13 protein-coding genes, 1 tRNA gene and 1 pseudogene are annotated in these 13,765 nt (G+C 26.4%); 10 read left to right on the forward strand and 5 right to left on the reverse strand.

All coding sequences use genetic code 11. The features are described from left to right. Positions 1–31: 31 nt before the first annotated feature. Positions 32–595, reverse strand: a complete 564-nt coding sequence (locus HF850_RS00105; protein ID WP_169103450.1) for a hypothetical protein — start codon at positions 593–595, stop codon at positions 32–34. Positions 596–962: 367 nt separating this feature from the next. After that, positions 963–2,177 carry a DHHA1 domain-containing protein gene (locus HF850_RS00110; RefSeq protein WP_169103451.1) on the reverse strand — a complete coding sequence of 405 codons (1,215 nt, stop codon included), beginning with the start codon at positions 2,175–2,177 and terminating at the stop codon, positions 963–965. A 220-nt stretch (positions 2,178–2,397) separates the two neighbouring features. Here HF850_RS00110 and HF850_RS00115 point away from each other — a divergent pair, with 220 nt between their 5' ends. Both HF850_RS00115 and HF850_RS00120 read left to right on the forward strand, forming a co-directional pair. Then, positions 2,398–3,003, forward strand: coding sequence for a DUF5105 domain-containing protein (locus tag HF850_RS00115; RefSeq protein WP_169103452.1), 606 nt, complete (start codon positions 2,398–2,400; stop codon positions 3,001–3,003). Between the two features lie 108 nt (positions 3,004–3,111). Continuing rightward, a complete protein-coding gene (locus HF850_RS00120; RefSeq protein WP_169103453.1) occupies positions 3,112–3,750 on the forward strand; it encodes a DUF4878 domain-containing protein in 639 nt (212 codons plus the stop codon). Between the two features lie 36 nt (positions 3,751–3,786). On the opposite strand, the gene HF850_RS00125 is transcribed toward HF850_RS00120, so the two are convergent. From HF850_RS00125 to HF850_RS00135, 3 genes are all read right to left on the reverse strand, one after another. Beyond that, entirely contained in the window at positions 3,787–4,446 is a 660-nt protein-coding gene (locus tag HF850_RS00125; protein WP_169103454.1) for an FBP domain-containing protein, read from the reverse strand. Between the two features lie 146 nt (positions 4,447–4,592). Continuing rightward, the gene (locus HF850_RS00130; RefSeq protein WP_169103455.1) at positions 4,593–4,874 is read right to left on the reverse strand and encodes a CD3324 family protein; all 282 of its coding nucleotides are present in this window, start codon (positions 4,872–4,874) and stop codon (positions 4,593–4,595) included. A 343-nt stretch (positions 4,875–5,217) separates the two neighbouring features. After that, positions 5,218–5,293 (reverse strand) — tRNA-Met (locus HF850_RS00135). Between the two features lie 288 nt (positions 5,294–5,581). Here HF850_RS00135 and HF850_RS00140 point away from each other — a divergent pair. The 8 genes and pseudogenes from HF850_RS00140 to HF850_RS00175 all read left to right on the forward strand — a co-directional run bounded on the left by HF850_RS00140 (position 5,582) and on the right by HF850_RS00175 (position 13,754). Next, positions 5,582–6,664: an NERD domain-containing protein gene (locus tag HF850_RS00140; protein ID WP_169103456.1), complete on the forward strand. Its 1,083-nt coding sequence runs from the start codon at positions 5,582–5,584 to the stop codon at positions 6,662–6,664. A gap of 224 nt (positions 6,665–6,888) precedes the next feature. Beyond that, positions 6,889–7,476 (forward strand): DUF4878 domain-containing protein, encoded by a 588-nt coding sequence (locus HF850_RS00145; protein WP_169103457.1) that lies wholly within the window; start codon positions 6,889–6,891, stop codon positions 7,474–7,476. A 427-nt stretch (positions 7,477–7,903) separates the two neighbouring features. After that, positions 7,904–8,056: pseudogene (locus tag HF850_RS00150) on the forward strand (IS701 family transposase); the annotation flags it as partial. 261 nt (positions 8,057–8,317) lie between these two features. Next, entirely contained in the window at positions 8,318–9,133 is an 816-nt protein-coding gene (locus HF850_RS00155) for an SWIM zinc finger family protein (protein ID WP_169103458.1), read from the forward strand. Between the two features lie 315 nt (positions 9,134–9,448). Beyond that, a complete protein-coding gene (locus HF850_RS00160; protein WP_169103459.1) occupies positions 9,449–9,994 on the forward strand; it encodes a hypothetical protein in 546 nt (181 codons plus the stop codon). 244 nt (positions 9,995–10,238) lie between these two features. Then, positions 10,239–10,694, forward strand: a complete 456-nt coding sequence (locus tag HF850_RS00165) for an HRDC domain-containing protein (protein ID WP_169103460.1) — start codon at positions 10,239–10,241, stop codon at positions 10,692–10,694. Between the two features lie 195 nt (positions 10,695–10,889). Beyond that, the gene (locus tag HF850_RS00170) at positions 10,890–11,585 is read left to right on the forward strand and encodes a nuclease-related domain-containing protein (RefSeq protein ID WP_243159353.1); all 696 of its coding nucleotides are present in this window, start codon (positions 10,890–10,892) and stop codon (positions 11,583–11,585) included. A 651-nt stretch (positions 11,586–12,236) separates the two neighbouring features. Beyond that, on the forward strand, positions 12,237–13,754 hold the full coding sequence (locus HF850_RS00175; RefSeq protein WP_169103461.1) for a type I restriction-modification system subunit M: 1,518 nt from the start codon (positions 12,237–12,239) through the stop codon (positions 13,752–13,754). Positions 13,755–13,765 lie beyond the last annotated feature (11 nt).

The raw sequence follows: 13,765 nt of genomic DNA on the forward strand, positions 1-13,765 counted from the left end.
TTCTTGATAAATATTAAGAGGATATTTGTTTTTAGACACCATAGATTGGCTGAGAGGTATCTCTTGCTACTAGTATTTTTGTTGCTTCTATTCTATAATATGAAACTAACAGATTTAATATATTTGCAACGTTTATATAGTAATTTGGTAGTGAAGAATATTTATATGTTCCTTGTGCTAACTTATTTGTAACAATGTTGTATCTTGTAAATGAAACGTATGTGTTCATTAGTTTTGATATTAAGGCAATATATAATCCATTGAGTACGAGTATATCTGGTTCTAAATCAGTAGTATGTTCATTTCCTTCTATACTATCATATCTTTCTAAAATGTATTGAATCCCTTTCATGGTTGCTTGCCATATAAGTGCATAGGCACATAAATCAGTAACAATAGACCTGAGCTGTATAATTAAAAGGCATATGGATTGCTTATCTTCATCACTAATCTTATCCCATGATATTGTAGCAGTATTGTTATTGTAAGCTGATTCTTTTTCATTATTATCATTATTAAAATTATTGCCTATATCATTATCTGATTGGTTTGAATTTCTTTTTCTTTTTAAGTCTTTTTTTATTTTATGAGACATTATTATTGTCCTTAAGATAATTATTATTATTTATATTATATTATATATAAATAGATGGTTTAGGTTCTATATTTTTAGATACTATTCTCTTGGAATTCTTTTTAGAAAAATAATCTGAAGAAAAAATTAACTAACTATTTGCAATATTGATAACATGTAAGTTTATATGATAATATTTAAGGTAATAATATATTAATATAATGAATATAAGTGCAGAAAAATGTTATTATATTTTTTCTGCACTTTTTTGATAAGTAGGTATTTATTATACTGATATATTATTATATTTGTATTAAGTAATGTCTGCTTATTAATGTTTATTTAATTATTTTATTACAAAATAATTAAATAATATTATATAACAATATTAGCTAATCATTTCTTTAACTTTATTAAATGCATAATCGATAGCGCCTTCAAGATTAGCATTATTTTTACCTGCACCTTGAGCCATAAATGGACTTCCACCACCTTTTCCATCTATAAGAGAAATTGAATCCTTTAATACATCATTAACTTTAATGTCCTTGCTTCCTTTTGTACATGCAAATATGAAGTTAGCCTTATCACCAGACTTAACTGCAAAAAGTGCAACTGTATTTGGAGTTTCTACTAATTTAGGTGTTAAATTGCTTACGTACTTTACGTTTTCACCATCAAATATATTCTTAATAATTTTGTATTCTCCAACAGTTTCAGCATTGTTTACAAGTTCTTTTACTTGATATTCAGCTAATGCTATATTTAAGCTCTTATTTGTTTCATGTGCTTCTTTAAGGCTTGCATTAAGATTTTTTATTCCATTTATAGCTTCATTTTCATTACAGCTTAGGTAGTTACATATAGAAGTTTGGAATTGATCAGTTTTTAATGAATCTTCAACAGCACGAGCACCTGCTAAAAATTCTATTCTTGTACCTTCCTTATGTTTGTAATACTTTTTAATTTTAATAAGTCTTAGGTCTAAAGTAGATGTAGGGTGAAGACCGCAGCATGCATTAATATCAAATATATCTTCATCATCACCTATTTGAACAATTCTTATTTCTTCATTAGTTTTAGGAAGAGCTCTTCTTGTTTTTAACTTCTTAAGTTCTGCTTTAGTTGGTACATAAGATTTCACCGGAAGAGCATCACCTATAACTTTATTAGCCAGTCTTTCTGCTTCTCTTACTTGTTCTTCAGTAAGATTTCCTAAAATATCTACAGTGCTTATATCTGCTCCTAAATGAATAGCAAAAGTATTTGCATTGAATAAATCAAAGAAACATCCAGATAATACATGTTGGCCTAAATGTTGGCACATTCCATCATTTCTCCAATCTTTATCAATACTGCATTTAACATTATGTATTTTCATAGGCTTCTTTTCAACTATGTGATATATAGCTCCATGTTCTTCAATTACTTCTATAACCTTTGAATCACCAATCATACCTATATCACAGTGTTGACCACCACCACCTGGGAAAAATGCAGTTTTATCTAAAGTAACACGGAATTTACCATCACATTCCTGTACATCAGTTATTTCCGCAGTAAAATTTCTTAAATATGGATTTTTATAATATAATATTTCCATTGATAAAGCCTCCATCTGTATTTAAAGTTTTTCTATAATATGATTATAACAGATTTAACTAAAATTGATTAAGAAGGATACATTTACTTAAAATTATTAAGTAAATTAACAAAAATTATACAAAAATAATAAATAAATTTAATATAATCATAAATTGAGGATATATTCATAGTTTTTAGTTAAGAGATAATAATTAATTTAAAACAGGAGGAAATTAACTATGAAATATGTAAGAAGGTTTATTTCTGTTATTATGAGTATGTTATGTATATATTTTATGATTGGATGTGGGAGCCAGCCTGCAAAAGCACCGTCAGTAGTTGTAAGTGAGGAAATTGATAATATTAAAAATGGAAACAGAGATTTATATAAGAATATGTTCTGGCATGGAATGATTAATATTAATTCTGATAGAAGTGTAAAAGATATATTTCAAAATTCAAGTAGAAAAATTGATAAGGCATTAGGAGATATTACGTATACTATTAATTCAGAAAATATATCTGGTGATGAAGCAATAGTAAATGTGACAGTAACAGGACCAGAATTAGATAATGTATGGGGACAGCTTGTAAAATGCGTAAAAAATGATCTATCATCTGGAGTAATAGATATAATGAATCTAAACATTGAAACAATAGGAGAGCGATACGATAACATTATTTCTAATCTTTTAGATAATAATATGAAGACTTCTACAAGAACTATGGACATAAAATTGAAAAAAGAGGATGGACAGTGGAAGATAAGTAATACAGATAATATAATCAAGCTTACTATTAATATTCATCCTGATAATGTGAAACATGTATTAAATAATATATAAATTAATTTAATGATGAGCATATTACAATGATAATAAAATATATATACTATTAGCAAAGTTAGTGAAGTCTTATATTCAAAAAAATACTGCAAAGCAGGAGGAAAGAATATGAAGGTAATAAAGAAAATAATATGTATATCATTAGGATTTATGCTGCTATCAGGAATAAGTGGGTGTGGATTTGATAAGGCTAAAGAGAGAACACCTACAGAAGTAGTAAGTCAATCTTTAGATTCTATAAAATCTGGAGATAGTGAAAAAATACAAGATATGCTTAGTGAGAATTTGCCTATAAATATTAAAGGAAATTCAGGACTTAAAGAACTTTTACCAAAATCAAGTGAAAAGATGAAAGATTCACTTAAGAAAATAACTTATAATATTAATAGTGAAAATATTAATGGTGATAAAGCAGTTGTTAATGTAACTGTGAATGGACCAGATTTAAAAGAACTATTTGATACACTAATCTCTGATGTAGTAAAGGATATTAAATCAGGAGAATTAAGAATAACTAAGGTTGATATAGATAAAATAAGTAAAAAGTATGATAATAAATTTTCTGAACTTGCAAAAAACATACAGACAACAGAAAGAACAGGGGATATTGAATTAGAAAAGAAAAACGGAAAGTGGGTTGCAGATACAGATGATTTATGCGAATTATCAGTAAATATTGATTCTGATGATTATGATAATAAATATGAAATATCTGAAAATGATATTTATAAGCTCTTGGGTAAATAATTTAGTAAAAAGATAATCTCTGGATGTTTCCAGAGACTATCTTATATCATTGACTTCTTTGAGAAGTTTTTCAAGCTTATCTAAAGATGTTATTGATTCATTACATTTTTCATTGTTTAAACAAATATGAAACCCAATAGATTTATAATTACCATATTTGGCAGATCCGGTTTTACAAGTTGAAGAAACAAAGGTAACTTCACTTTCGTCACCTATATTATTGCAAAGTGAACAAATATTAACGCTTTTATTTTTATGGAAATCAAGCCTGCATGTCATACCAATTAATTTATCTTTTAAATTATAAGCTATATACATTTTATTAATAGATTCGTCAATCCAGCTTAAATAAACTTTTTTTGAATTTAGTACTTCTTCAGAAGGAATTTTAAGCTTCTTTTCTTTTTTGAATAGCTTTCTTATTTGAGATTCAGTAATTTTATCCATTCCATATACATATTCGTCTAAGCTTTTTATATATGGATCAATCTGTAATGTATCAGTAATATTATCTATAGATAGCAGGTACTTTTGTTCTTGTGATAAGTCTTTAAATAAGTTATATATTTTGCTTTGTATATATAACTTATTAGCTTCTACTATATTCTTATCTGCACATCCCCTCAGAGTACTATTAAAGTCTAATAAACATCTTTTTATATAATTAAAATCTTGCTTTTTTATAAATGCATCCATATATTCTATGCTCCTTTCTGATTAGTTTCACATTATGCTGTAAAAAATTCAAATTATAAGAATTAAATCTGCATTTTCTCTGTAAAACTATATATAAAGAATAGCATAGTTGAAAATATAGAAACAATCTATTAAATAGTTCTGTACTATTTATGAGCATAGCTTTTTTCCATGGCTATTATTCTTCTGATGCTTTTTTCAGAAAGATAGTATTCTGTAGCTAATTCAGATACAGATATGCCTTTTAAATACTTTTTATATATTTCTAAATTCCTAGATTTTAATTCGTGTTTTATTCCACTATTTTCTCCCCATGATTTATGAGAGTTTTCTTTTTTTGGGATATAAATATATTTACCATCTATATATCTTTGAATTATTTTTAATATTTCTCCAGGCAGCACATCTTGAGCTTTTACATACTTCATTTCTTTACTCCTTGATAACTTTTATAGTAATAAGGCAAAGAATACAAAAGCTATGTATGTGTTGCAAAGCCTAAGTCATATTAGAATTTCAGCTAATATTATATTATTAGGCTCCTAACAAAGCATAGCTGCTTGTTGTAGTCTTTGCAAGGAGCATAGAGATAAGTAGCTGAAAGACTTTTTTCCTTTCATAAGAAATCACCTCCTGAAATTATAAACAACTTTATAATAACATAACCAATTATATTAAAGAAGAAAAATTTTAGTGGAAAATGGATCGTAAATAGTGAAATGATAAAAAATATAGGAAAAAGCAAGTTCTGTTTAAATGAACTTGCTTTTGTGGTTGCGGGAGCAGGACTTGAACCTACAACCTTTGGGTTATGAGCCCAACGAGCTACCAATTGCTCCATCCCGCGATATTAAATTTACATTATATATTATATTTTTGTACCATCTATCTATTAATTATAATATGATAAAGCTTAATAAATATTACATTTAATTATAGAATTTTATAAAAAAAATATATATTCTTAAAAATAAACATTCTTTTATATATTTATATATAAAAATATATATATTTGCTTATAGAATGCTATATTTAGTTACATTGCCACTTTTAGTAAAGATAATTTATAATCATAAGAGAAAATATAATAATATGATTTGAGTTAATATTATAAAAAACTTGGAAGGATGTCATTATGGGAATTTTTAAGAACTTATCAGATATATTTAGTAATAAAAAATTATCTTTTGATAAACCGGAGTTTATTAAAGAATTTAATAGTGAAAATGCACAAATGCAACATCTCGAAGTGCTTTTAGAAAGAGCTACTGATGAAGAAACAAAAAAGCAGATAGAGAATGATATAAAGATTTTTAGATATGGGATGATTGGTGAAGAAAAGGTAGCGTATGAACTTAAGAATGCTCATATGCCAATATTAATCTTACATGATTTATATTTAACTTATAATGGTCTTAATGCACAGATTGACTATGTAGTTATAGATCAGAGCTTCATACTTGTAATAGAATGCAAGAATATGGTTGGAGACATAGAGATTAAAAGTACTGGAGAATTTATAAGACACTTTAAAAATAGTAGTGGTAAGTATTATAGAAAAGAAGGAATATACAGTCCAATATCTCAAAATGAAAAACATGTTGAGCTTATAAAAGACATACTAAAAAATGAAGAAATATTAGATAAGAAGAATATAGATTGTATCAAACATAAAATTGTAATAGCTAATGAAAAGACAATTCTAAATGATGAGTATGCAACGAAGGAAGTTAAAGAACAGATTATAAAATGTGATATGCTTATAGATACAATAAAAAATCTTCATGAAGAGGGTAAGGAAACAGTGTGCTTCTCAGAAAAAACTATGAGAAGTATTGCTGATGCGATGTTAAAATACGATAGTGAACATATAGTTGATTATAGCAAGAAGTATAAGTTAGACGATAAAAACAATGAAGAGGCTAAAACAGAAGTATTAGAAAATCAAAATTCAAAAGAAGAAGTAACCTCAACTGTTATGAAAAATGAACAGGATATAGAAAAAGATCCATTGTATATAAAGCTAAAGCAGTATAGATGGGATAAGAGCAGAGAAGAAGGAAATGAAGTAAATTTCTTATATAGTAATCTTGTTCTTGAAGAATTAGTTAAATCAAAACCTAGTAATATGGAAGAACTTATTAAGATAAAAGGTTTTGGAAAAGCTAAATGTGAAAAGTATGGGGAAGATATTATCAGGATAATTAAAGAGAAATAAATAAGTAGATTGATTTTAACTTGTGCATATTCTAATTAATATCTAAGCAGATTTACTAATGTAAGTGATTCGGTTAAACAGCAGCATATAAATTATGTAAATAATACTAGAGGTAGATATACTTGTTAAAATATATCTTTATAAATGTCATAAATTGAAGAGGTATTTTCTTATTATTTCTTAATATATATAAATATAAGTAAAGTAAAAAGGGAGAAATAATAATGAAATGCTTTAAAAAATTATTATCAATCTTTGTAACTTGTATATTAGCTATAGCAATAACTGGGTGCGGGACTAAAAATCCTACAGAAGTAGTAATGGAAAAGCTTGACTCACTAAAAGCAGATGATAGCTCAGAGTTTTCACAAGTATTTAATGGTACACTTTCAAGTGATGACAAAAATAAAGATTCAAAGGATAGCTTCAGTGAATCTACCAAAAAGATGGAAGAATCAATAAAGAGTATTACTTATATAATTAATTCAGAAACCATTGATGGTGATAAAGCAAAAGTTAATGTAACAGTAAATGGACCAGATATGGCTGAAGCACTTAATCAATTTATTGATAAAGCCTTTTCAGAAGCATTTTCACAGGCGTTTTCAGGACAGACTTTAAGCGAAGAAGAATCCAATGCTAAGTATGACAAGATGTTTGTTGAAATATTAAATGGAATGAAGAATACAGATAGAACTATGGATATAGAATTAGTAAAAGAAAATGGTGAATGGACTATTAAGGATGAAAATGATTTGGTAAAATTAATTCTTAATATAAATCCAGATGCAGTAGAGCAGATAGTAAAATAGATATAATGTGAATGGAGCTCCTTGTCTTTTTGATGAGGAGCTTATGTTTTGTAGTAGGTTAATTAAGGAGATATTTGATATTTAAAATAAAAAATATAAAAATTTAATATAGTATAAATATGTAAAAGTAACTTGTAAGAATAAGAAATAAGTAAATTGTAGGTTATAGCAAGATGGAGTATGTTTTGATAATATACTTGACTTGTGCATTAATTTAAGAAAATTTACCATTGGATTATAATTGATATTTTACCAGTATAATTTTTCATAAAAAAGTAGCATATAAACTTCAAACATGCTAGATTTATGCTGACAACCTAAAATCTAAGGAGATTTATATGCTGACAACTATATTAAACCAAAATGAATTTATTAGCAACTATATTTTAGAGTTAAATCTGCCATATTCTTCTGCGATAAAGAATCATATGGTAAATTATATAAATTTGAAAATATTGGAGATGTAATATTACACTTCCGAAACAACTATTTGGTAAAAATAGTTGCATTTGCACATGAATGTGCAGATAACGGGATAAGTTTAAAGTCCACTATTTCCAAATTAGGACTAGTATCTTAAATTTTTCCTATTTACTGCACAAGTCTAGTAATATAAGTTATTTTGTTAGTATAGAAAATTATAAAGATTGGATAATGGACTGTTTTTGATATATTGGTATAAGTGATTAATACTGGTTATAATAATATGTAATATAGAATGATATTTTGAAACAAAGTAAAAGATACTTTTATTATGAATTTAGCATTTGTATACTTTATTATCATTAAGAATACATTTTGATTATATTTTAATAAAATATAAATGAATGTGAGGTAAAAAATGAATTTATATAATTTTGAAAAACAAATAGATAAGAAAATATTAGACAGAGGATATGATTATTATTTAGAAGAAAATATAATTGACTGTACATTTGAAGAGCCAGATACTTATAGATTTGATGTAGAAGGTTCTGAAGATTATGAAGTAGTGGTTCAATTAGATGAAAACAATGAAATTGTAACGTCTTATTGTGATTGCCCATATGATTTTGGTCCAGTATGTAAACATGAAGTAGCTTCTTACTACTATTTAAGAGAAGAAACTGATATTATGCAGCATAAGAAATCTAATAGATCGAATAAGAAGAAACATAATTTTGAACAGGTTATTGAAAATTTATCTAAAGATGAGTTAATAAGTATCATTAAAGAATTGACATATAATAATAAAGCAATAAAAGAAAGAATATTATTTAAATATGCACCTGTAGAAGATGGTGATGAACTTAAACAGTGTGAAAAACTTGTAAAAACAATCATAAAGAAACATAGTGGAAGAGATGGATATATTGATTATTATCATGCAGATGATTTTGCAGAAGAAATATCCTGTGTATTGGATAAAATAAATGATATCTATCCAAATAATTTACTTTTAGGATTAGAAATAGCAGAATATTTAATACTGGAATTAATAGAAGTAGAAGAAAATTGTGATGATTCAGATGGGCTTATATATGATGTAGTGGATAATGCAATAAATATAATTGAAGATATAGCTGAAATGGCATCAACTGAAAGTGTAGAAGTACAAGATAAGGTATTTAACAAATTAATTAGTCTAAGTAAAAATAATAAAATTAATGAAATTTAATACCATACATATGACATATTAAATTCATGTCTTTATTTCTGCGACAATGCAAATTTAAGAAATATATTAAGAAGTGAAATTGAAGAAAATATAAAAAAAGAAAGTAAATCAGAATATGGGAAGTATAAAATTGAACAATTAGAAAAAGTATTATTTGAAATCTTAAAGGAATATGGAACTAAAGAAGAGTTTGAAAATTGTATTAGGGATAATATTAAGTTTACATCATTTAGAGAACAAGTAATTGAGTATTATATTTCAGAAGGTGACTACAATAAGGCTTTAAGAATTGTAATTGATGGCGAAGCTAAGGATATGGACAATAGAATCTTGTTGCAAAAGTGGAAAGAATACAGATATGACATATATAAAAAATTAAATAATACTGTGGAGCAAGAAAAACTAGGAAGAGAACTTCTTTTAAAAGGGAATTTCAAATATTACGAAGATTTAAAAGAATTAAATAAAGATAATTTTGAAATGTTTTATAAAGAAATAATAAAAACTCTTAAATCAAGTAGATATGTATCTTTATCAAATGCATATATAAATATAATTCTTAAAGAGGATGATAAAAAAGAAATACTTGAATTTATAAAGAAAAACCATGATTATATAGAAAGTTATATAGACAGGGTAGCTATTGATTTTAGAGAAGAAGCCTTAAACTTATATAAAAATTACATAGTTGACAGATCTGAACTTGCCAATAATAGAAACATGTATAAAAATATATGTGATTCTATAAAAAGATATGAAAAACTATTTGGTAGAGAAAATAGTTTGGATATAATTAATGAGTTTATGAGTAGGTATCATAGAAGACCTGCATTTATTGATGAGTTAAATAAGGTGAAATAATGAAGAAAATTTTACATATACATGTAATAAATGATAATATAGAAAGTGTACACTAATACACTTGAAATGAGTATAGGGATTTAAACATATATTCTGTACACCTACTTTGCTATGTTTATTGTAAGGTAGGTGTTCTAGAAAATAATGAACTTTTTTATCAAACATATCAAACATATTTGGTAATAAAAAAATATCTTTTGCTCAACCAGAATTTATTAAAGAATATGTAAAAGAAAATGCACAAATGCAGCATCTAGAATCACTTTTAGAGAGAGCAGCAGATGAAGAAACTATGAGAAATATTGCTTCTATCTTATTGAAATATAATAGTGAACATATAGTTGATTACAGTAAAAGATATAATTTAACTGACAAAAAGGATGAAAGTACTGATGTGTCAAAAGTAACGACAGAAGTACAGGAAGCTAAGGAACAAGTAGCATCAACTGTTATGGAAGAGGTACAAGAAGCAAAAAATATAGAAAATGACCCATTATACATAAGACTTAAGCAGTATAGATGGGATAAGAGTAGAGAAGAAGGAAATAAGCCATATTTCTTATATAGTAATCTTGTTCTTGAAGAATTAGTGAAATCAAAACCTAGTAATATAGAAGAACTTATGAAAATAAAAGGCTTTGGAAAAGTTAAATGTGAAAAGTATGGACAAGATATTATTAGTATAATTAAAGAAGATTAATATAGTAAATTTTATATAGTTTATAACTAAGAAGATTACTTATATTTTGAGAGAATGACATTCTTAAAGTGATATATTAACAAGAATAAGATGCATATTAACTTCTTCATATTCTAACTAATATATTTATAGAGGGACTTCTTTGTAAATATATTAATTAGAATAATGAGGAAGGAGTACATAATAAAAATGTTAATGAATTTACTACTTTTAATAGTGCTATATTTTATTTTTTCTAAATTTCTGAAGAAATTTAAAGTTAAAGATAATAACTATCATAATGGACCTTGGATACCATATAGGCCAGTGCATATGGATAAGGGAACCTATGGTGAATATCTTACATACAAAGAACTTGAATACATAAAAGGACCTCATAGAATACTTACCAATGTTTATCTTCCAACTAGAAATGGAAATACAACTGAAATTGATTTGATATATATACATGAAAGTGGAATATATGTTTTAGAATCTAAAAATTATGGAGGCTGGATTTTTGGGAATGAAAGAGATAGAACATGGACTCAAGTATTTAAAAGTCAGAGAAAAGAAAAGTTCTATAATCCGATTACTCAAAATAGAGGTCATATAAATAATTTAATGAGGGTTCTAAATATCAGCCCTAATTATGTTAAATCTGTAATTGTATTTAGTGAAAGGTGCACGTTGAAGAATATAACAGTTTATTCTCCTGATGTGAGAGTTGTTAAGCGAAATGATTTGGTTATGACATTAAATGGACTTATTAGTCAATCAAGTGTTAGGCTTTCAGAAAATCAGATAATAGAAATATATAATAATCTAAATAGATTTACTAATGTAAGTGATTCGGTTAAGAATCAACACATAAACTATGTAAATAATACTAGGAATAGATATACTGGTTAAAATATATTTTTATAAATGTCATAAATTATAAAACTGTATTATATAATAAAATATAAAATTAAATAAACACTAATATATCAAGAGTCAGGGGAGAGATTCAGCTCTATGATCCTGTACCAACCTGCAAAATTTATAGTAAGGTGGTTCAGCTGAAAGCGATAACGAGGTGTAAAAAGTATGAGTTATAACTTCTTATCTTATGGTAAGAAGTTTTTGTTGTTTTCTATAAAATTATTTGAAACATAACGGTTTTTATTATTTTATTATATCTGTTTTGTACGAGCAACCAGCACAATTCAAGCACTTATATAGTATGACTTTACTTTCATAATTTGATTTCAATTTTCTAACTCTAGAACCTACTATAAGTAATTTTTGACTATTGAAAATGTTAGGTGTAATTATCATATTTATTCTGCTTTTCAATATATTCACCTAAAGTCTCCAGACATTATTTAAAATTTATATTGTAAAAATATTTTAAATAATAGATTCATAAGCATTTTATTTCAGAATTATGTTAAAATTGTTTTATGTACAGATATCTAAATAGGTAATTGTGACTTATATGTTACTATTCGTCAACATTATGCGTAATTACAAGCATATGATGATAAAATATAGATATAAACTATAGAATGGAGATTAGTTATGGAAAAATTGACATTACAGAGATTAGAAACTTTATTATGGAATTGTGCTGATATATTAAGAGGTGAACTTAATGCAGCTCAGTATATGGATTACATATTTGGTCTTTTATTTTTAAAGAGAATGAATGACCAGTTTGATGTAGAAATGGAGCAGAAGAAAAAAGAATTTATTGAAATGGGTCTGCCACAAGATGAAATTGATGTTTTACTTGAGGACTCAGGAATATATGAAAATTTCTATGTTCCAGAAAGAGCAAGATGGAGTAAATTAAAAGATTTAACTTTAAATATAGGGCCTGAATTAGATAAAGCATTTAAATCTATAGAAGATGAACCTAAAAATAGTGAACTTATAGGAGTTTTAACAACTGCCAATTATAATGATAAAGAAAGAGTACCAGATAAGAAATTATCACAGCTTTTAAACTTATTTAGTGGTGTAAGTTTAGCAAATGAAAATCTTGAAAACAAAGATGTACTTGGAAATGCTTATGAATATTTAATAAAGCAGTTTGCAGATGAAGGTGGAGCTAAAGGTGGAGAATTCTATACTCCAGAAGGTGTAGTTAAAACTTTAGTAGGTATAGTTAAACCAAAAGAAGGAGAAAAGATATACGATCCTACTTGTGGTTCTGGTGGTATGTTAATTAACTCTACATATTATATAGAAAATCATAATGGAAATCCTAAGAACGTAATTTTAAATGGACAGGAAATTAACCTTTCAACATGGGCAATATGTAAAATGAATATGTTATTCCATGATGCTAAAGGTGCAGTTATCAAGAAAGGTGATACTATAAGAGATCCAAAGCATACAAAAGGTGGAGTATTAGAAACATTTGATGTAGTCCTTGCCAACCCTCCATTTTCATTAAAGAACTGGGGAATGGATGAAGCTAAGAATGATCCTTATGGAAGATTTGTATATGGAATTCCTCCAAAATCATATGGAGATTTAGCCTTTGTTGAACATATGATAGCATCATTAAATAGTAAAGGAAGAATGGGAACTGTAGTACCTCATGGAGTTTTATTCAGAGGAGGAGCAGAGGGTAAAGTAAGAACTGGAATATTAAATGATGATTTAATAGAAGCAGTTATAGGATTACCACAAAACATATTCTACGGAACAGGTATACCAGCAGCACTTCTTATTATAAATAAGGATAAATCTGAAGATAGAAAAAATAAGGTTTTATTCATAGATGCAAGTAATGATTTTGGAAAAGAAAAAGTAAAAAATGTATTAAGAGATGAAGATATTGAAAAAATAGTGAAAACTTTTGAAGAATTTAAAACTGTAGAAAAATATGCGGAAGTTGTTGACTTAGATAGTATTAGAGAAAATGATTGTAACTTAAATATTTCTAGATATGTAGATACAACTGAAGAGGAAGAACCAGTTGATATTGATATGGTTTTACAAGATATAAGAGAAATAAAGATGAATTTAGCAGATGGTGAAGAAAAGTTAAATAAATATCTTGAAGAATTAGGTTTTGATACTATTTAGAAAGGAGTGCA

The sequence above is a fragment of the Clostridium sp. SM-530-WT-3G genome (genome assembly GCF_012843905.1).
Lineage (GTDB): Bacteria > Bacillota > Clostridia > Clostridiales > Clostridiaceae > Clostridium.

Bases quoted from the DNA above. Each gene is read 5' to 3' on its own strand.
- HF850_RS00140 (WP_169103456.1), top strand. From the start codon at position 5,582: ATGGGAATTTTTAAGAACTTATCAGATATATTTAGTAATAAAAAATTA.
- HF850_RS00145 (WP_169103457.1), top strand. From the start codon at position 6,889: ATGAAATGCTTTAAAAAATTATTATCAATCTTTGTAACTTGTATATTA.
- HF850_RS00105 (WP_169103450.1), bottom strand. From the start codon at position 595: ATGTCTCATAAAATAAAAAAAGACTTAAAAAGAAAAAGAAATTCAAAC.
- HF850_RS00160 (WP_169103459.1), top strand. From the start codon at position 9,449: ATGGACAATAGAATCTTGTTGCAAAAGTGGAAAGAATACAGATATGAC.
- HF850_RS00130 (WP_169103455.1), bottom strand. From the start codon at position 4,874: ATGAAGTATGTAAAAGCTCAAGATGTGCTGCCTGGAGAAATATTAAAA.
- HF850_RS00175 (WP_169103461.1), top strand. From the start codon at position 12,237: ATGGAAAAATTGACATTACAGAGATTAGAAACTTTATTATGGAATTGT.
- HF850_RS00110 (WP_169103451.1), bottom strand. From the start codon at position 2,177: ATGGAAATATTATATTATAAAAATCCATATTTAAGAAATTTTACTGCG.
- HF850_RS00170 (WP_243159353.1), top strand. From the start codon at position 10,890: ATGAATTTACTACTTTTAATAGTGCTATATTTTATTTTTTCTAAATTT.
- HF850_RS00120 (WP_169103453.1), top strand. From the start codon at position 3,112: ATGAAGGTAATAAAGAAAATAATATGTATATCATTAGGATTTATGCTG.
- HF850_RS00155 (WP_169103458.1), top strand. From the start codon at position 8,318: ATGAATTTATATAATTTTGAAAAACAAATAGATAAGAAAATATTAGAC.
- HF850_RS00165 (WP_169103460.1), top strand. From the start codon at position 10,239: ATGCAGCATCTAGAATCACTTTTAGAGAGAGCAGCAGATGAAGAAACT.
- HF850_RS00115 (WP_169103452.1), top strand. From the start codon at position 2,398: ATGAAATATGTAAGAAGGTTTATTTCTGTTATTATGAGTATGTTATGT.
- HF850_RS00125 (WP_169103454.1), bottom strand. From the start codon at position 4,446: ATGGATGCATTTATAAAAAAGCAAGATTTTAATTATATAAAAAGATGT.